Origin of the sequence: uncultured Clostridium sp. (assembly GCF_963515715.1) — a bacterium.
GTDB lineage: Bacteria > Bacillota > Clostridia > Clostridiales > Clostridiaceae > Clostridium_AW.
The window spans coordinates 1-19,632 of the sequence record NZ_CAUPZS010000029.1 but is presented as its reverse complement, the minus strand read 5'-3'; the positions used below and the strand labels follow the sequence as shown (position 1 = coordinate 19,632).

The 19,632-nt window shown below is 33.5% G+C and carries 14 protein-coding genes, 1 pseudogene and 1 riboswitch; of the genes and pseudogenes, 2 read left to right on the top strand and 13 right to left on the bottom strand.

All coding sequences use genetic code 11. The features are described 5' to 3' along the window. The first annotated feature begins 371 nt into the window (after nucleotides 1-371). Nucleotides 372-1,460 carry an IS200/IS605 family element RNA-guided endonuclease TnpB gene (tnpB, locus tag RYO54_RS16560; RefSeq protein ID WP_315121257.1) on the top strand — a complete coding sequence of 363 codons (1,089 nt, stop codon included), beginning with the start codon at nucleotides 372-374 and terminating at the stop codon, nucleotides 1,458-1,460. A 115-nt stretch (nucleotides 1,461-1,575) separates the two neighbouring features. Here the strand turns inward: tnpB and RYO54_RS16555 are convergent, their stop codons facing one another. Then, on the bottom strand, nucleotides 1,576-1,884 hold the full coding sequence (locus RYO54_RS16555) for a helix-turn-helix domain-containing protein (RefSeq protein ID WP_315121255.1): 309 nt from the start codon (nucleotides 1,882-1,884) through the stop codon (nucleotides 1,576-1,578). Between the two features lie 201 nt (nucleotides 1,885-2,085). Beyond that, nucleotides 2,086-2,181: riboswitch (TPP riboswitch) on the top strand. Between the two features lie 39 nt (nucleotides 2,182-2,220). Between RYO54_RS16555 and thiT the strand changes: the two genes are divergently transcribed. Next, entirely contained in the window at nucleotides 2,221-2,862 is a 642-nt protein-coding gene (thiT, locus tag RYO54_RS16550; RefSeq protein ID WP_315121252.1) for an energy-coupled thiamine transporter ThiT, read from the top strand. Between the two features lie 77 nt (nucleotides 2,863-2,939). Here the strand turns inward: thiT and RYO54_RS16545 are convergent, their stop codons facing one another. The 12 genes and pseudogenes from RYO54_RS16545 to RYO54_RS16490 form a co-directional block, all read right to left on the bottom strand. Beyond that, nucleotides 2,940-3,668, bottom strand: a complete 729-nt coding sequence (locus tag RYO54_RS16545) for a DUF2812 domain-containing protein (RefSeq protein WP_315121249.1) — start codon at nucleotides 3,666-3,668, stop codon at nucleotides 2,940-2,942. A 15-nt stretch (nucleotides 3,669-3,683) separates the two neighbouring features. Continuing rightward, the gene (locus tag RYO54_RS16540; protein ID WP_315121246.1) at nucleotides 3,684-4,004 is read right to left on the bottom strand and encodes a PadR family transcriptional regulator; all 321 of its coding nucleotides are present in this window, start codon (nucleotides 4,002-4,004) and stop codon (nucleotides 3,684-3,686) included. Between the two features lie 155 nt (nucleotides 4,005-4,159). After that, entirely contained in the window at nucleotides 4,160-6,190 is a 2,031-nt protein-coding gene (locus RYO54_RS16535) for a methyl-accepting chemotaxis protein (RefSeq protein WP_315121243.1), read from the bottom strand. 205 nt (nucleotides 6,191-6,395) lie between these two features. Next, nucleotides 6,396-7,988 carry a D-aminoacylase gene (locus RYO54_RS16530; protein WP_315121241.1) on the bottom strand — a complete coding sequence of 531 codons (1,593 nt, stop codon included), beginning with the start codon at nucleotides 7,986-7,988 and terminating at the stop codon, nucleotides 6,396-6,398. Between the two features lie 96 nt (nucleotides 7,989-8,084). Continuing rightward, nucleotides 8,085-9,560 (bottom strand): sodium:solute symporter family protein, encoded by a 1,476-nt coding sequence (locus RYO54_RS16525; RefSeq protein WP_315121239.1) that lies wholly within the window; start codon nucleotides 9,558-9,560, stop codon nucleotides 8,085-8,087. Nucleotides 9,561-9,584: 24 nt separating this feature from the next. After that, nucleotides 9,585-10,769, bottom strand: a complete 1,185-nt coding sequence (locus RYO54_RS16520; RefSeq protein WP_315121324.1) for a YgeY family selenium metabolism-linked hydrolase — start codon at nucleotides 10,767-10,769, stop codon at nucleotides 9,585-9,587. 19 nt (nucleotides 10,770-10,788) lie between these two features. Then, nucleotides 10,789-12,009, bottom strand: coding sequence for a diaminopropionate ammonia-lyase (dpaL, locus tag RYO54_RS16515; protein ID WP_315121236.1), 1,221 nt, complete (start codon nucleotides 12,007-12,009; stop codon nucleotides 10,789-10,791). Between the two features lie 282 nt (nucleotides 12,010-12,291). Then, nucleotides 12,292-14,046 carry a sigma 54-interacting transcriptional regulator gene (locus RYO54_RS16510; RefSeq protein ID WP_315121233.1) on the bottom strand — a complete coding sequence of 585 codons (1,755 nt, stop codon included), beginning with the start codon at nucleotides 14,044-14,046 and terminating at the stop codon, nucleotides 12,292-12,294. A gap of 172 nt (nucleotides 14,047-14,218) precedes the next feature. Next, on the bottom strand, nucleotides 14,219-15,496 hold the full coding sequence (locus tag RYO54_RS16505) for a radical SAM protein (RefSeq protein WP_315121230.1): 1,278 nt from the start codon (nucleotides 15,494-15,496) through the stop codon (nucleotides 14,219-14,221). Between the two features lie 6 nt (nucleotides 15,497-15,502). Further along, nucleotides 15,503-16,378, bottom strand: coding sequence for a class I SAM-dependent methyltransferase (locus RYO54_RS16500; RefSeq protein WP_315121227.1), 876 nt, complete (start codon nucleotides 16,376-16,378; stop codon nucleotides 15,503-15,505). Next, a complete protein-coding gene (locus tag RYO54_RS16495; protein ID WP_315121225.1) occupies nucleotides 16,375-16,956 on the bottom strand; it encodes a class I SAM-dependent methyltransferase in 582 nt (193 codons plus the stop codon). Before RYO54_RS16495 ends, RYO54_RS16500 begins: the two co-directional genes overlap by 4 nt. A 335-nt stretch (nucleotides 16,957-17,291) precedes the next feature. Continuing rightward, a pseudogene (locus RYO54_RS16490) lies at nucleotides 17,292-19,632 on the bottom strand (DUF11 domain-containing protein); the annotation flags it as partial.

The window sequence follows — 19,632 nt, the reverse complement described above, 5'->3', positions numbered from 1 at the left end:
TTAATCTATACTTCAATTAAACTCATTTATATTTTTATATCTAGTTACTTTTAGTAACCTTCTTTATAATTATTATTACATAATAATTATTATCAGTCAAGAGTTTTTGGAAATCAAAAAGAATCCCCTTAAATTTAACATAATTGTGCGAAATTCTCCCTTCTTCTATAAGCGAGATATGAATAGCACTTGCCGATAGGCAACAAGTATGACAAACTATAATCAGTTATATTAGCTGAAAGGTAGTGTTATTGATTAGTATTAGCTATAAAGTATAGAAGAGAAGTTATTGTATTATAATAATTGGTGGAATGGCTATAGATATAGTTAAAAAATATATACAAAATCAAGGTGCGAAGTGAGGTGAGGATATGTTAAAGGCTTATAAATATAGAATTTATCCGAATGAAGAACAAAAATTATATTTAGCTAAGACCTTTGGATGTAGCAGATTTATCTATAATAAAATGTTAGCAGATAGAATTAAATCTTACGAAGAAAACAAAGATTTAGATATTAAACAAATTGAATATCCTACACCTGCACAGTATAAGACTGAATTTCCTTGGTTAAAAGAAGTTGATAGTTTATCACTTTCTAATGAGCAGTTAAATTTAGACAAAGCCTATAAGAACTTTTTTAGAGATAAGTCAGTAGGATTTCCTAAATTCAAAAGTAAGAAAAGTAATTATCATAGTTATACAACTAATAATCAAAAAGGTACTGTATACATTGAAAATAATAAAATAAAAATACCAAAATTAAAAACTATGATAAAGATAAAACAGCATAGACAATTCGATGGATTAATTAAGAGTTGTACTATATCTAAAACACCCGGCAACAAATACTATATTTCTATATTAGTTGATACAGAAAATATTAAATTGCCTAAAACTGATAAAAAAATAGGTGTCGATATGGGACTGAAAGAATTTGCAATATGCTCAGATGAACATAGAGAGCCTAATCCAAAGTATCTTAGAAAATCAGAAAGAAGATTAATTAAGTTACAAAAAGACTTATCAAGAAAGCAAAAGGGTAGTAACAATAGAAATAAAGCAAGATTAAAAGTAGCTAAATTACATGAAAGGATAGCAAATCAAAGGGCAGATTTCTTACATAAGTTATCAATTAAACTAATTAGAGAAAACCAATCTATAGTTATTGAGGACTTAAAAGTTAAGAACATGCAACAGAATCATAAATTAGCTAAAGCTATAAATGAAGCTAGTTGGTCAGAATTTAGAAGGATGTTAGAATATAAAGCTGATTGGTATGGAAGGGAAATAATAATAGCTCCATCAAACTACGCTAGTAGTCAATTATGTTCTGAATGTGGCTATAAAAATACAGAAGTAAAGAATCTAGCAATTAGAGAATGGATATGTCCTAATTGTGGTACGCACCATGATAGAGATATAAATGCTAGTAAAAATCTACTGAAATTAGCAATATAATTTTGGTATTATAACGAGGTTGGTTCGACCTTATTAGCTTGGGTAAACTTGGCACATTAGTGCTATTGACCAAGAAGCTCTCACCTCTTTAGGTGGAGAGTAGTTCACGGAGATTCTAATTCCACTTTTCCGCCCATTTTTGAATTTCATCCATAACCCCTTGAAGGTCATGGCCTTTTTCTGTAAGCTCATATTCTATACGTACAGGGGTTTCTGGATAAACCCTTCTAATAACAATTCCCTGACTTTCTAATTCTTTAAATCTTTCTGTAAGCATGCGAGCGCTCATATTAGGAATGGCATCTGCTATGTCAGAAAAACGCTTTTTGCCACTGAGTAATGTCCTTATAATTAGTCCAGTCCATCTCTTTCCTAATAATTCAAAAGCATTTTCAAACTTTGGGCACATATGATATTTTTCCATATTCACTCACCACCCACCTATATTCTATCATAGTAACTTTAAAAAAGTAAGTAGGTTATTATAAGGAATATATAGTAAAAGCATTGCATATCATCATTGACCCATGGTCAAAATATTCATGAATATAAAAGTATGCCAAAAGAAATCGCATAATTTGACTTTTTTAATAATACATGCTAATATTTAAACGAAAATAATATATTTAGTCGCTAGGGGAGCTTTTGCTGAGACACTTCGGTGGACCCTTTGAACCTGTAACAGGATAATACCTGCGTAGGAAAGCGTGAGTCTTTGTATCCTCCAGCGATTATAATTAAATCTTAAGGAGGTTTTTTCATGCCAAAATTTAATAGTGAATTTTTAAAGGAGTTTTTAGAATTTAAGCCTGTAACTGTAGTAGTATTAGCTTTACTTATATTGTTATCTATAATAGGCTTAAAAAAGAGAAAGGAAACTAAGTTTAGCATTAAAATGTTGGTATATGGTAGCTTATGCATTTCCATATCTTTTGTATTATCTTATATGAAACTATTTTCATGGCCTCAAGGTGGTAGTATAACTCCTGCTAGTATGTTGCCAATTATAATGTTTTCATCAATGTTCGGAGCTATACCAGGCATTATTGTTGGAACAGCTTATGGATTATTACAATTTATTCAAGAGCCTTACATAGTTCACTGGGCGCAGGTGTTTTTAGACTTTCCATTAGCTTTCGGAGCTATAGGGCTTGCTGGTCTATTTAGAAATAATTTAGCTTTATCTTCTTTGGCAGGTGGTCTTGGAAGAATGTTTTTTCACTTCCTATCTGGAGTTATATTCTTTGGTAGCTATGCCCCAGAGGGAATGCACCCTGTTATATATTCTTTATCAGTAAATGGTCTTTTAATAGGAACTGAAACAGTTATATGTATAGCTGTATCTCTGCTTCCTCAAATAAAATCTGCCACTAGAAGAATTGCTAGAGAAATTACTGCTTAATTAAAAAACAAATAAATTCTTAACATATTAAATTCCTAGTGAATATTCACTAGGAATTTACCTTCATATGCTTTAATTTATAAAGACTTTTTATATTTCTTAAAGTAGGCTGAACTTGAAAAAATAAAAAAAGCACCAAAAATTATAAAAAATACTGCAGAAAAATATAGTTTCCCAATTAAATGCCATATTCCTATAGCTAACCATAGAACGCCTGCAATTGCATATAATTTCCATGAACTTTTATTATCTATTGCTTCACTTTTACACTTACCGTATTTTTTTATTTGCTTAATTCTAAAATTATACATTAAGTAGGGCATAAAATTAAAAACAAACACAACCATATCAATTACTAATAATCCTAAGATAATCATAAAAATAGGTCTTATAGAAATTAGAGAAACGGATAATAAACCTATTAGAACTATAGCTATTATTAAAGAATAAAGCGTTCCCTTTCTTGTTCTATTCCTTATACTTATGTACTTATCTATCTCTGATTGGCTATCACTATAAATAGGTTTAGTGCCAGCTGGTGCTGAAAAAATGTGCATTTGGCCTCCTATAGAAATAACAAGTTCCCATCCTGCTTCTTTAAATAAAGTAAAATATTCTTCATCTGCCTCCATTTGATAATCTAAGGTATATACTATGTCTTGAGGCCTATCTTTTTTTAATTTATAAAAAAAACCTCCTGCTATGTCTTCTAATATCCAACCTTGGCTTGCATAATTTTTTAGTTTTTCCATATCACTTTCTTCACTAAAGGCAAACCCACTAATCATTACATATTTACTTTTCATGAACACTCTCCTTTTCTATTTCAAAAAATTCTCAGCAAATTTAACCATCTGTTTTTTACGCTCGATTTCTTTTTTCAGCATCTCCCGCCCTTTATCTGTTATATTATATACTTTTTTATTTTCATTTGTGTCTGAATTTAACTCTATTAAATCCGCCGCTAAAAGCTTTTTAAGTGTTGTATAAAGTGTTGCAGGACCGATAACAACTTCATTATTAGTAAGCTTCTCAATGGTTTTCATAATTAAGTATCCGTGCTTTTCCTCAATAACGCTAGCTAAAATGTAAAAAGTAGAGTCCGTTAGTTCTCCAATATCAATAGAATCTTTTCTTGCCATAACACTATCCTTTCTATTTTTTATATATCATTTATTAATATATCATTAAATATACTATATCAATAAATGATATATTTGTAAATAGTTTATTTTTAAATAAAAAAAGGACTCACCTTTTAATGGCAAGTCCTTTTTTATTTAAACTTTCTTATGTTTTATATATGTTTTCTTAAATTATTAATATGTTTTTCTAGGTCATTTGAAACATCCACTACATTTTCCATACTAGTTATTTGTTGATTAGAGGCAGAGGATATTTCTTCAACAGATGCAAGTGTTTCTGCTGATATATTGGATAAGGAATCAATATTTTTAAGTGTACCATCAATTTGTGTGGACATTTCTAATGAAGTTGCTGAGGAAATTGAAATTTTCTCTATGACTTCATTTAAGGCAGATTGAATATTAGTAAAGGCATTCTCAGTATCATTAACGGAGCTATTTTGAGAATATACAAATTGAGATATATTATTCATTTCATTTAGGACATTTAAGGACTCCTTTTGAATTTCTGTTACAATCGCATTTATTTCTGATGCAGAGCTTGAAGAGTCTTCTGCAAGTTTTCTTACTTCTTCAGCAACTACTGCAAATCCTTTCCCTGACTCACCTGCACGTGCTGCTTCAATAGCTGCATTCAAAGCTAGTAAGTTTGTCTGGGAAGAGATATTTGTAATAGTATCAATAATAACACCTATCTTTTTAATATTTTCCTCCAATTTCATCACTCTATTAGACAAAGAATCCGTTAAATTTTCAGTTTCTATTGACTTATCTTTAAGGACTTTAATTACTCCTTTTCCCTTTTCACTAACATCAAGTACATCGCTAGAAGCTTTTTTCATATCTTCAAATAGCTCTACTAGGTTGCTAGAGTTCTTCGAAATAATCTCTGAGGCTTTATTGATGTCTTGTAAATCATAGGTTTGGCTAGTCATACTGGTATTTATCTGACTCAAGGAATCGGTAATATCCGTAAAGGTATCTGTATTTGCAACAGAAAGATGTTTTAATTCGTCAGCAGATGTTTGAACATCATTAATAATATTTTCCGCTGAATGTATTATCCCCTTAACCTTGCCAATCATTGCATTGTAGCTATCACTTAAAAGTTTCAATTCATCATTTGAATCAATTGTACTTACCGCATCTAAGTTTCCATCTTCTACTTCTTTCATAGTTTTAATTAAAGAATGTATAGGTGAGGTTAATTTTTTAGATATAAGTGCTATTATAAAAAGTACTAAAATTAAAGTAATACTAAAGGCAAATACTATTGTAATTGTAAGGGCTCTGGCTTGCTTTGTAACTTCTGAATAATCCATGATGGAGACAACCTTCCATCCAGTAGAAGGTAACACTGCCACATTCATAACTTGGTGGATTCCATCCACATTGTAATCTGTACTAAGCCCTACCTTTCCCTCAAGTTCTTTTAACTCATCTATTCCTATTTCTTCTGTAGTCTTTAATATCCATTCCTCATGTTTGGGGTTTGCAATAACTGTATTGTTTTTATCTAAAACTATTAGATATCCGGTTTCTCCAACTTTAATGCTTTCAATGGTCTTTTGAAGACTTTCCAGTTTTACACCTATTCCAACAACTCCCTGAAGTTGTCCATTTTTTTCAACTGCGTGAGTAATGCTTAAAATCATTTCTTTAGATACAGATGTGCGATATGGATTTCCAATTAGAGGACTATCCTTGTTTATTAAAGAATCTTTATACCAAGGTCTATCTTTTGGATTATATGGGTTCGATGCCGCAAACTTAGGATACTCAATATATCCTCCATGTTCAGTACCTAAAAATATAAATTCCATATCCTTATGGGATTTTTTTACGCTTTCAAAATACTTACTAATAGAATTTTCTGTAATACTATCCTTATAAGTAAAGTTATTAGAATCAAATTTAGTATAATCGTTTATTGTATTATCCATGTTTTGGACTCTTTCGTCCATGGCAAGCATTTTTATATTTTCTGTCATAGGGTTAATAATTGAATCTTCAATATATCTAGCTACTTCTCCTAAGATTTTGTTTGTATTTTGAATTGTAGTTTCATTTATTCTGCTTGTAATTACATTATTTAAATAAAAGCCGCATAGTGAGTAGGATACTAAAGATACCAGTAAAACTCCAATAATAAACTTAGTTCCAATCGACATATATTTCTTCATATAATCCCAACCTTTCAATATTTTTACATAACCCCAACAACCTCCTATGGTAGATGTTGTACCATAGGAGGTTGTTTAATTTTACACTATTTTATTCTTATTACTTCTCCATCAATGTTCTTAGCTCTAACAACTTCATTTAATACAACTGTTCTTTTTAAAATGCTATTTATCAATTAGTATTTTAAATATTATATTGTATTGATTATCTCTTTTTGAACTTTAGAACTTTACCAGCTTTTTGAGGTTGCGGTTCACCTTCATTGATTAAAATTTTACCATTTACTAATACATAATCAATTCCTAATGGATATTGAATTGGATCTGTATAATCAGCTGTATCTTGTATCTTTTCAGGATCAAATACTACTATATCAGCTGCTAGTCCTTCTTTTAATACCCCTCTGTCTGTTAAGCCAAGTACTGCAGCAGATTTTCCTGTCATTTTGTGAATTGCTGTTTCTAATGTAAATGCCTTTTCTTCCCTTACATATTTAGCTAGTACCCTTGGGAATGCACCATGTAGTCTTGGGTGAGGCTTTCCTCCCATAATTCCGTCTGTACAAACATTTTGTTCTGGACGGCTCATTATTAATTTTACGTGTTCTTCTGTGCCATAGAAGTCTACTAATCCTACTATATTTTCTTCTTCCATGATTACATCGAATATTGCATTTAATGGATCTTTACCTTTGATTTCTCCAACTTCAATAAGGTTTTTACCTACTACAGCTGCATTCTTTTCTGAACCAACGAATGTAACAAAGATTCCTTCTAATCCAGCGAAGTCAACAAAGTTATCCCATCCTGGAATACCATTTTCAATATCTTCTATCATCTTTTCTCTTAATTTTTGGTCTTTTAATCTTTCAATTAATTTATCTGTACCTCCATCATGTACCCAAGGTGGAAGTATAACGCTCATCATTGTACTTCCTGCCACATATGGATATTGGTCAAAGGATACTGTCATTCCCTCCCTTTTAGCTTCGTCAAGTCTAGCTAAAACTTTAGGAAATTTGTCCCAATTATTTTTACCACAAACTTTAAAGTGTGAGAAATGCACTTTACATCCGCTTTCTTTTCCTATTGTCAATATTTCTTCCATTGAATCTAGTATTGAATCAGCTTCACTTCTTTGATGAGTTACAAATACTCCACCTTTTTCATGTAAAACCTTTCCTAATTCTATAAATTCATCGATCTCAGCATAGCAACATGGTGGATAAATCATACCTGTTGACATACCGAATGCACCTTCATCTATTGCTTTGGCAAGATTTTTTTGCATTAATTTCATTTCTTCCACCGTTGGCTTTCTGTTGTCTAGTCCCATGGATATCATTCTTACATTTCCATGTGGTGCAAGATATGCAATGTTTGGACCTAAATCTAAAGTTTCGATTAATTCTAGATAATCTGATACACTTCTCCAAGTCCAATCTACTGGATATTCTCCTTCTAGACCTTTCATAGCTTTAATCCAAGGTGATAGAGTCTCTTCATTAACTGGAGCTGGCCCCATACCATCTTGAGCTACTAATTCTGTAGTAATACCTTGACGAATTTTTGGTGTTAAGAAAGAGTCTTTAAACAAAAGCATACTTGAGTGACTGTGAGTATCTATGAATCCTGGTGTTACTACTTTACCAGCTGCATCGATAACTTTATCAAATCCCTCTTCTGATATTTCACCTATTTTAACTATTGTATCCTTCTCAATTGCCATATCCGCTTTAAATCTTTCTTTTCCTGTACCATCAATTATTGTACCATTCTTGATTAATAATTTAGTCATAATATTATCCCCTTTCTGAAAATTCTCGTTATAAAAATTCATTATGCATATCTATGTGTAATTAATGTAATATATCTCTTAAATCCTATTTAAGATCTAGTTATCAAGATCTAGTTCTTTTGCAGGCTGAACACCCATTTTTCTATCTATTGCTGATACTAAAAATATTACTATGAAGGCTACGATACCGCCAGGAACCATTGCATTTAATCCCCAAGGTGTATTAAAACCATAAATCCATATAGCAGCCACAAGAGTACCAGTAACAATTGATAAGAAACCTGCTCTTTGTGTAACATTTTTATAGAAGATACCGCAGATAAAGGCTGCGAAAGGTCCTGCACTTCTTAGTGCGAAGGCTCCCATCATAACGCTAATGATGTTTGAAGCGGTTAGTGCAACTACCAGTCCCACAAGACCAACTACCACCATTGTTACACGAGAAATCCAAACCTCTTTATTATCATCCTTAACACCTTTATTTATATAAGGTGTAAAAATATCGTTAGTAAACATTGTAGCAGTACCGATCATATTACCTGAAGCACTACTCATAGTTGCTGCTACGATAGCTGCAAGCACTATACCTGCAACCCAAGCAGGAGCAAAAGTTAATGTTGCTTCTGCTAAAGCATTTTTCTGAGCACCGCCTGCTGCAAAGCCATCAATACATACATAAGCTACTAGACCTATGATGCCAGGAACGATAGCATAAACAGCGGATAAAATACCGGCTATAAGGGAGCCTAACTTAGCGGACTTTCCGTCTTTTGCAGAACAGTAAGTTTGTACTATTTCCTGTCCTGTTGGGAAGGTCATGAAGTACATAGCAATATACCCGATTATAGTTGGAAGTCCTACTTTAGTCATGCTGAGAAGATCAAGGTTATTACCCGAATTATCGGTAACTGTCTTAGCCTTTTCAAATAATGTTGAGAAACCACCAACGGCATTGTTGTTAACAACTATAAGCATAGCGATGGTCATTCCAAGGGTTATAAATAAAACGTGCATTACGTTTGTTGCTGTAACAGAGGTAAATCCTCCTACCATAGTGTAGACGATAACAACCGCTGTAGTAATTATAGCTGCTGTTCTAAATTGAACTCCGGTAACAACATTAATTATTGAAGCAGTAGCTATTATCTGTGCACCTGTAGCCATAAACAAAGCAGCAATAGAGGTAATTGCGGTAAAAATATGTGATGGCTTGCCATATCTTTTACTGATTATCTCAGGAACAGTATTAGCCTGTGTTTTTCTGAAATAAGGAGCGATGAAGGAAACTAAAACGAAACCTATACCTGCTGCAATAACATACCAGCTTGCAGATAGTCCATAGGTGTAAACATTAGTTGCAACACCTGTGGTACTTGCACCCCCTGTGTTAGCTGCAAAGAGTGTACCTGCAAGAACTATAGGTCCTAAAGATTTACCTGCCATAAGGAAATCATCGTTACTCTGCTTATCTGTCTTTTTCTTTTTACTATTTGATACAACAAGACCAATAACAACTGTCGCCGCCATGTATAACAAAATTATTACCAATGCTGTAATCTGTGTACTGTTCATATTAACTCCCCCTATTTATTATTTTTATTTAAGTAACGCCTTCATAACCCCAAAGTAGCACTGAGTTACTGAAGTTAACTGTTCAATTTCAATGTACTCGTTTAATGTATGTGCAAGATTTTCTTTTGAAGGTCCCATACCAAGGGTCTTAATCTTAGCCTCCCCTGCATAGTGACTGCCGTTAGTGCAGAAATTATATTGAGTAATGGAAGGATCAAAGCCCATAGCTTTCATTTCCTGGTAAACATCTTGAACAAATTCTTCCTTCTCATCATAGAGCCAGCCTGGGAAGAATCTCTCTCCCTGAATTTCATTGCCGGTATAGCACATTTCCTTTCCTATGGAATAGGAAGCCTTAACTTTAAGCTGAGGGTCCTTTTTCATCATCTCTTCAAGAAGCTCTGTTATAGGGGCCAATACGCTTTCTTTAGTTTCTCCTACTAAAAGTCTTCTGTCATAGGTAGCTCTGCAGTAGTCAGGTACTACTGAAGCTCCTGGATAAGGACTTGACTTAATATCTGTAAGTTCTAAAATACCATCACCTAAAACCTCATGATGTGTTAGTTTTAAGGTTTTTATAGCATCGATTACCTGAGTCATTTTATATACTGCATTGATACCCTTTTCAGGATTTGCTGAATGGCATGACTTTCCAAAGGTTTCGATTATTATTTCTCCTCTTCCTCTTTGTCCAATTTTAATGTTAAGCTGAGATGCTTCTCCTATAACTACATAGTCAGGCTTTACTCTTTCACTTATGGCTCTTGCAGCAACACCTTCAAAGCATTCCTCATGAACCACTCCTGCTACATAAATATCTCCAGCAAAATCTCTATTAGAGTCCTCTGCAAAGTTTGCTGCGGCACAAACCATTGCAGCTACAGCCCCCTTCATGTCTGAGGCACCTCTTCCGTAGATTTTTTCATCGTGAATTTCTGCTGCGAAAGGTGGATAAATCCATTCCGCGGGGTTTGTTACTGGCACTGTGTCTATGTGACCATCAAAAAGTATTTTTTTACCTGGCTTATTTCCTTTTATGTGGCCTATAACGTTTCCATAGCCATCTACTGTTACATCATCAAAGCCTAGTGCCTCAAAATTTCTTTTTAGCACCTCAGCAACCTTATTTTCCTCTCCTGAGTAGCTTTGAGCTCTTATAAGTTCCTGACATAGTTCTATAACCTTTTCTTCTCTTTCTTTACTCAACATTTCTATCACCTCGTAATATTTATATTTTCTCATAGCTTGGATATTTTCCATTCCAAACAACATCTCTATAGTTTTCTTTGTCTGTATCACCTTCTGTACTAAAGAACAGCACCCTTGAGTTTTCATCCAACTTAAGCTTTTCTTTAATCCAAGCTAGATTATTGTTAGTCATTATTTCAGCAACACAACCTAAGGTAGCTGCTCCGCTTTCACCGGAAATAACCCTCTCATCTCCTCTAGGTGGATTTCCTAAGATTCTCATGCCTTCTGCTGCTGTATAGTCCGGGCAAGATATAAAGTTATCCGCATAGTCATTAAGAATATTCCAAGCTACTGTGCATGGCTCACCACAAGCAAGACCTGCCATAATAGTATTCATATCATCTGTTACAAAATGTAGCTTTCCGTCATTGGCTTCTGCCGTTCTATAAACACAATCGGCTTTATTAGGCTCTACTATGGTTATAATAGGCCTGTCCTCACCATAAATAGCTGAGAATAAACCTATAATGGAAGCTGCCATGGAACCTACACCTGCCTGAAGGAAAATATGTGTTGGCTTTTCCACTCCAAAGCTCTTTAACTGTTCATAAGCCTCATAGCCCATGGTGCTATATCCCTGAATAATCCATGTAGGAATATCTTCATAGCCCTCCCAAGCTGTATCTTGAACCATTACCCAGCCCTTTTCTTCAGCCATTCTATTTGCTAAACGTACTGCTTCGTCATAGTTTCCATCAATTATTGAAGCCTCTGCTCCTTCTGCAATAATGTTATCTAGTCTTTCCTTAGCACTGCCCTTTGGCATATATACCACTGAGTGCTGTTTTAGTTGATTTGCTGTCCATGCTACTCCTCTTCCGTGATTTCCATCAGTAGCTGTAACAAAAACCATATCGCCAAGTTCTTTTCTAACCTCTTCAGAGATTAATTTCTCATGTGGCATTTCTGATATGCTTCTGTTAAGTCTTTTAGCTAAATAATTTCCTATAGAAAAACTTCCTCCCAGCACCTTAAAAGCATTTAATCCGAATCTATAGGATTCATCTTTTACATATATGGCTCCCAAACCTAATTCTTTAGCTAGATTCTTCATATCTCTTAAAGGTGTTTCCGTATAAACTGGGAAACTTTCGTGGAAGCTCTTCACCTCCTTAGCTGTATCAATGCTCAGAAAACCTAAAGGATATTTCTCTCCTTTTTTGCGTTCAGCTTGTACTATCTTAAATGTTTCTTTCATCCTTACATCCTCCTCATATCATTTTGTCAGTATTAATAGCTTTTTATTTTTATTTAATTTAATAGCAATTATGATGACAATATTAATATAAGCAATTGTCATGCCAACATCTTAAAAAAACTGTTTTTTTGATAACATTTATATTAATACTTTTCAGAATCTTCATATTTCAAGGGCTATATCCTTATAAATAAAAAAAGACGTTTATAAGACCAGCTCCATAAACGTCTAAGTTAACACTTTATTTTTTTCATTTTTAAAATTGAATTTTCATTTTGAAAATTATTTATTTGACAATTCCTCTAACCTTCTATAAAAAGTGGTTAATCCAATGCCTAGACTCGCTGCTGCTTTTCTTTTTCCTTCTGTCGTATCCCCAAAAATGTTTAGAGCCTTCTGTATCTCTCTAAGCTCTAGTTCCCTAATAGGTGTTATTGTATTGGGGTTATTACTGATTACAACATCCGTGGAAACATCCTCTAAAAAATCCACCGGAAGGGTTTTATCATTTAAGACTCCATCGTATTCCATCATATTAACCATAAATTCCACGGTATTTTCTAGTTCCCTTACGTTTCCTCTCCACATATGGTTCTTTAACAGCTCCATGGTACTTCTTTCAATATAGCTGTAGGACTTATTAAGAAGACGGCTATATCTTTTGATAAAATAATCCGTAAGTTCTTCAATATCCTCTCTTCTTTCTCTTAGAGGCTTAGTACTTAAAGGTATAACATTCAATCTATAATACAGGTCTTCTCGAAACTTTTTTCTCTCTATCATATCTTTAAGATCCTTATTAGTAGCTGCTATAACCCGAACATCTATAGGTATCACCTGATTAGATCCAATACGGGTAATTGTCCTTTCTTGCAGTACTCTTAAAAGTTTAGCTTGAAGGTATATAGGCATATCTCCTATTTCATCTAAGAATATTATGCCTTGGTTAGCAAGCTCGAACTTTCCTATTCTTCCCTTTGGGTCCGCTCCACTAAAAGCTCCCTTAACATATCCAAAAAGCTCGCTTTCTAGTAAAGATTCTGGTATGGCAGCACAGTTAACAGCCACAAATTTCTGAGTCCTTCTATCGCTTTCTCTCCATATGGCCGTGGCCACCATTTCCTTACCGGTTCCGCTTTCTCCTGTAATCAGCACCGTTGAATTTGAGCCAGCCACCTTCCTTATATTATTTTTTAACGTTTTTGTGGCCTCACTGCTACCGATAATATTTTTCGCATCTACAGTTTTAAGTGTAGCCGTCATTTCGTACAAATCAGAATGTACGGTTTTAATATTTTTAAAGATAAGGACACTGGTATACTGGTCATCTCTTATCCCCAAAGGGTATACCTTTCCCATAATAAGTAACTCTTTATTGTCTATTATTATCTTGTATTCAGAGGTATTGTTCAACTCATCACCGGTATAAATCATTTCCACGGTCTTGCCTTTTAATGTGGATATGCCCAACTGCTTCTCGGCGCTCTCGTTATTTCTTGTTATGATATTACCTTTTCCGATTATCAATACACCCTGTTCCGTATAATCAATTACATTGTTTAAAATAGCTATTACGGCTAGGTTACTTTCTTTTTCCTTCTGTTCTGAGGCTTTGGCCGCAATAAAATATGCTATCTGATTAATAAACTCAAGGTAAAGCTTCTCATTTTGTAAAATCAAATCCCTTTGGTCCGTACTACTTCCCACAAGTCCTATAATTCCTATAATTTCTTCATCAACTTTGATTGGCATGGAAATCTCTATGGTTTCCTTACAATTGCTGCAGTTTGGGCAGTTAAAACACAAAGGATCCTCTCCGGGATTATGAATAACCCTTGTTTCTCCGGTATTTAAAATATGCTTATAAACATAGCCCTCAGAGGACATGTCCTGATTTATCCCCTCTGCATAAAGGCCTGTACCCGCTACACGGTATAATTTTTCATCCACTACCTCTACATCCACGCCAGACACCTGAGCTATTACCTCTGCATATTCCTGAACGATATCCTGAATTGAACATAAATTAAAATTCATATCCTCACCCTTTTTCTCATTCTTATGTTTATAATATATTAATTTAGAGAATTTATCAACAATTGTAATATGATGACGAATCACCTTCAATGTTTCTTTATTTTTTGCCTTTTATACATATTTAATTATATATAAGCTTAAAAATATTTAAAAACCCTCAGTTATTTAAATGCTATTTTTGCAAATCCCTATAGTATTTTGGATATTTATCACTTTTATTTTTATTACAAATACTTATTGCTTTTTCCTTATTAAGTGGCAGCATGCCTTCTGATTGCTTAAATACTTCTTTATTTACCTTCTGAGCAAAGCACCCTATTTTAGGGTTACCAATACAATTCTTCATTTCAACCCAAAGCTTTTTTATAGATTCTTCTTTTACATTTCCAAAGCTCATAGGTACAAAATCGCAAGGATATAATTCTCCTGAAGAAGATATATAGGAATGTTGATTTCCTGCACCACAACCAAATTTAGCTTCACTTTCTGTATAGGCAAAAGTTGTGATCTTAGGTAAATCACTTTTTTTATTTGCCTTATGTTGTATACTTATAAGCTTCTCCCTATCACTCTTATTATAAAACACATTATCTAGTTGCTTTTCAGTTAGAAGATTTCCACTTAGTATAGGTTCCAGTATTTTTACTTCATGGGCACCATTATCTTTAGCCAACTTAAATAAACTAAGCAATTTTTCCTCATCAAGATTTTCCTTTAATATAACTGTTTGTGCCATAGTATATAGCCCTGCCTTATTTGCATTTCTAATTGCCTCTAGTGCATAATCGAAAGCATTTTCATTATTTCTATTCTTATTATGTTTATCTTTATCACAGGAATCCAGGCTTATTCCTATGCCAAACAGCCCACTATCTTTTAACTTTGTTGCTTTCTCATAGCTTAGATTAAAGCCACTAGTAAATAAAATTGATGTACTTCTATGATCTATAGCCCTTATAATATCAAATATATCCTCATGTACTAAAGGCTCTCCTCCTGTTATTCCAATAATAGGGACACTCATATCTTGAAGCTCCCCTATAACTTTAATCCATTCTTCTTTTGTTAATTCCTTTTCTGCTGCCCTATTTTTTGCACTGCAATAAAGACAATTATTAGGACATTTATTAGTTATACATAAGTACATAGATATAGGTGCAGTTCTTTTAGCATATATTTGCTTTGTAAATATATTTATGGGTTCATCTACTGCTAAGATATTTTGTATAAAGGATTTAGATGGGAAAGGCGGAAAAAAGGTGTTCAATAGATACTTGTCCTCATGCTTCACTAGCTTCTCTCCCTTTAAAATGCCCATCATCATTTTTATGTATTTTAATAGGGTGAATTGCTTGTCTTCTTTTAAAATATTGTAAATCTCTAGTAGACTCTTTAGAACATTTTTATCCATAGCCATCTTTGTCATGATTTTTAAATTATTAATACTCATTCATCTCTATTCCTTTCTAAAAATACCATATGCAAATTTATGATTTATCTCATAATCTCCATTTTTATATTTTTCTTTTTTTATTTTTTCAATTATCAAAGGTTTAACTTCATGGTAGTTTTTAAAAATTTTCCTAGTTCCCGCTGCTGCTCCAGTTATATTTAGCCACTGTAAAAGTTCCTCTGGTTCTTTAAAACTAAAGAATGCCTCACCTTCCTCTACTTCCAAAGCTTTAAATCCGTATTGACTGCACCATCTAACTAACCCTTTCTTTCCTTTAGGTAAATTAAATTTTATATCCATAGGTTTAATTACTTCCTCTTGTTTCTCACTCATAACATCCAAAAAAATATTTTCTATTTTATCCAAAGTTCCTTCAACATTTGTGATTATTGCTAATATACCTCCTGGTTTTAAAACCCTATTAAAAAGCTTTAACAGTTTATTATGATCAAAATAGGAAAGGGCCCAGCCCAAAAATATAACATCATATTTTTCATTAGTAGTTTTTAAAAATTCAATACCATCACTCTGAATAGCTGTCACTCTAAGATTATTGATAGGATCATTGAGATGTAAAAGTTTCTCAAGCATTTTATTTGATTGGTCTACAGAAGTAATTTTGTATTTTGAGGATTTATTTAATAAACCTTTTGTTATATAGCCTGTTCCACAAGCAAAATCAAGTATTTTCAATTCTTTATCTATCTCTATGTACTTTGAATGAATAATATTATCCGTATATCTACCCATTTCTTTAAGCCAATAGTGATAGGTTTCTGAAACTTTATCATACTCTTCCTTATAATCATCCCTACTTACAACTTCTTTTTTTATAAGCTTATATCCAATCTTTGAGTAAAACCGTATTTTATTTATCATCTTTTCTCTCCTACAAATATAAAGTAATACCCCTTATCATAAACATTTTGTATGTTAAAATACTTCCCTAATAAACTCCTAACTTCATCTTTAGTTCTAAAAAATAATCTTCCAAAAAGAATAAATTCAAATGCTCTTAGTAACTTTGTTCTTATATGTTTTCTATGAAAATCCAACATAACTATCTTTCCGCCATACTTTAATATCCTATTTATTTCAACCATAAGGTCTTCTTGTTCTTTAATATGATGGAAAACATCACTCAATATTACCATATCAATAGAATTGTCCTCAAATGGAGTTTTCAGAGCATTACCCCTTATGCATATCAAATTTTTCCCCTGCTTTACCTTAGAAAGCATCTTCTCACTTTCATCAAGTACATATACAGTTTTACAACTATTACAAATATACTGAGCTAAACTTCCAGTTCCCCCGCCTATATCTACAACTACATCATGTTCACCAATATTTGCAGCAGCCTTTACTTCTTCATGCTTATATAAATTAAACATAGCCATAAATTTATCGTAATACTTATACACCTTATCAAAATCATTTATCCGATGACGTAGCATCCGTAACACTCCCATCTTCTATAAGTAGGAGATAACGGATGCTCGTCCCTGGATAAGTTCTTCTAAGCTTCAGCTGGAGTAAGTATTCCTTTTAAGCAAACTCCATCTGAACCTAAGAATCACTTGATCTCTTTCACAAACACCTTCTCCCCAGTAATTAATATTGTATGTCAATTATGCAATTACTTTTTTCTGCTTTTCTATCTTAATTATACCGCAGTTACATGCTTATATATATAATTATACACAAAAAGGAAGTTCGAACTCGAACCTCCTTTTTGTGTATACTCTCATCTGTTATTAAAAAGATATACTTAATTTTATATTTTTATCATTTACCAAGAATCGTCTTCTATACAATTACAATTGTCGTTTTCTTCAAATTCTATGCACTCACTACATTCATCACATTCAAAATCCTCAAAACCTTCATCACAACTGTTGCGCTTCCTAAACCTTACAACTGCAGTTGATGTGTTGTTTGTTAAGTCCGGGTCAAATGTTTTTGAACGTACTTTCGCAGTATTAACTATTTCTTTTTTACATGATGATTTTAATGTACCTTCTATTATAATTGTTATTGAAGCTCCTGCTTTTAGTGTCCCTATATTAAAACAACCTGTCCAAGGTTTGCATGTCATACCTTCATCTATTGAAAACATCACATTCGAAATTTCATTTGGAATCCTATCCTCTAATACAACATTTCTTGCATCTGATGGTCCTGCATTTGACACTATAATTTTATAACTTACTACAACTCCAAACTTCTCTTTAAATACAAAACATTTCTTTTTAACTGATACATCAGCACTCTCACGAACCTCTACACATATAGCTGATGTGTTGTTACGCAGATTAGGATCCGGCGTTGTTGAAACTGCAATTGCTGTATTATTTATACATCCTATAGCTGATTGTGATACTATTCCTCTAATTAAAATAGTCCTAGAAGTTCCAGCTGGTAAGGTTCCTATATCAATAGATCCTGGCCATGGATTAAATGTTACTCCTCCATTTACTGAAAATTCTGGTCCTATAATATTAGATGAAACATTATCATCTACAATAACATTTTGTGCATCATTTGGTCCTGCGTTGGATACTACAAGTGTATAGGTTAGCATTTTTCCTGGTGCTACTGGATTTGGACTTGCTGTCTTTACAATTGAAACATCTGCTTCTCCTGGGACAGCAGTTACTCCCGTAACTGCTGTTGATGTGTTATTAGATGGATTAGGATCTGGTGTTGTTGAAGTTACATTTGCTGTATTAGTTATAGTTCCTGCAGCTGATGAACTTACTGTTCCTATAATTAAAATAGTTCTAGAAGTTCCAACTGGTAAGGTTCCTATACTAAGAGTTCCTGGCCATGGATTAAATGTTACTCCTCCATTTGTTGAAAATTCTGGTCCTATAATACTAGATGGAATACTATCAGTTACAATAACATTCTGTGCATCATTTGGTCCTGCGTTGGATACTACAATTGTATAGGCTAGCACTCCTCCTGGCGCTACTGGATTTGGACTTGCTGTCTTTACAACTGAAACATCTGCTTCTCCTGGTACTGCAGCCTGTACCTCTACACATATAGATGATACATTATTAAGGAAATTAGGATCCGGTGTTGTTGAAGTTACAATTGCTGTATTATTTATACATCCTGTAGCTGATTGTGATACTGTTCCTCTTATTAAAATGGTTCTAGAAGTTCCAGCTGCTAAGGTTCCTATATCAATAGATCCTGGCCATGGAGTAAATGTTACTCCTCCATTTGTTGAAAATTCTGGTCCTATAATGCTAGATGAAACATTATCATTTACAATAACATTCTGTGCATCTGCTGGTCCTGCGTTGGATACTACAAGTGTATAAGTTAGCACTCCTCCTGGTGTCACTGGATTTGGACTTGCTGTCTTTACAATCGAAACATCTGCTTCTCCTGGTACTGCAGCCTGTACCTCTACACATATAGATGATACATTATTAAGGAAATTAGGATCCGGTGTTGTTGAAGTTACAATTGCTGTATTATTTATACATCCTGTAGCTGATTGTGATACTGTTCCTCTTATTAAAATGGTTCTAGAAGTTCCAGCTGCTAAGGTTCCTATATCAATAGATCCTGGCCATGGAGTAAATGTTACTCCTCCATTTGTTGAAAATTCTGGTCCTATAATACTAGATGAAACATTATCATTTACAATAACATTTTGTGCATCATTTGGTCCTGCGTTCGCTACTACAAGTGTATAGGTTAGTACTCCTCCTGCTGTTACTGGATTTGGACTTGCTGTCTTTACAACTGAAATATCTGCTTCTCCCGGTACTGCAGTTACTTCTGTAACTACTGTTGATGTGTTATTAGATGGATTAGGATCTGGTGTTGTTGAAGTTACATTTGCTGTATTAGTTATAGTTCCTGTAGCTGATGAACTTACTGTTCCTATAATTAAAATAGTTTTTGACGTTCCAGCTGCTAAGGTTCCTAAACTAAGAGTTCCTGGCCATGGATTAAATGTTACTCCTCCATCTATTGAGAATTCTGATCCTATAATACTAGATGGAATACTATCAGTTAAAACAACATTTTGTGCCTCATTTGGTCCTGCATTCGCTACTACAATTGTATAGGCTAGCACTCCTCCTGGCGCTACTGGATTTGGACTTGCT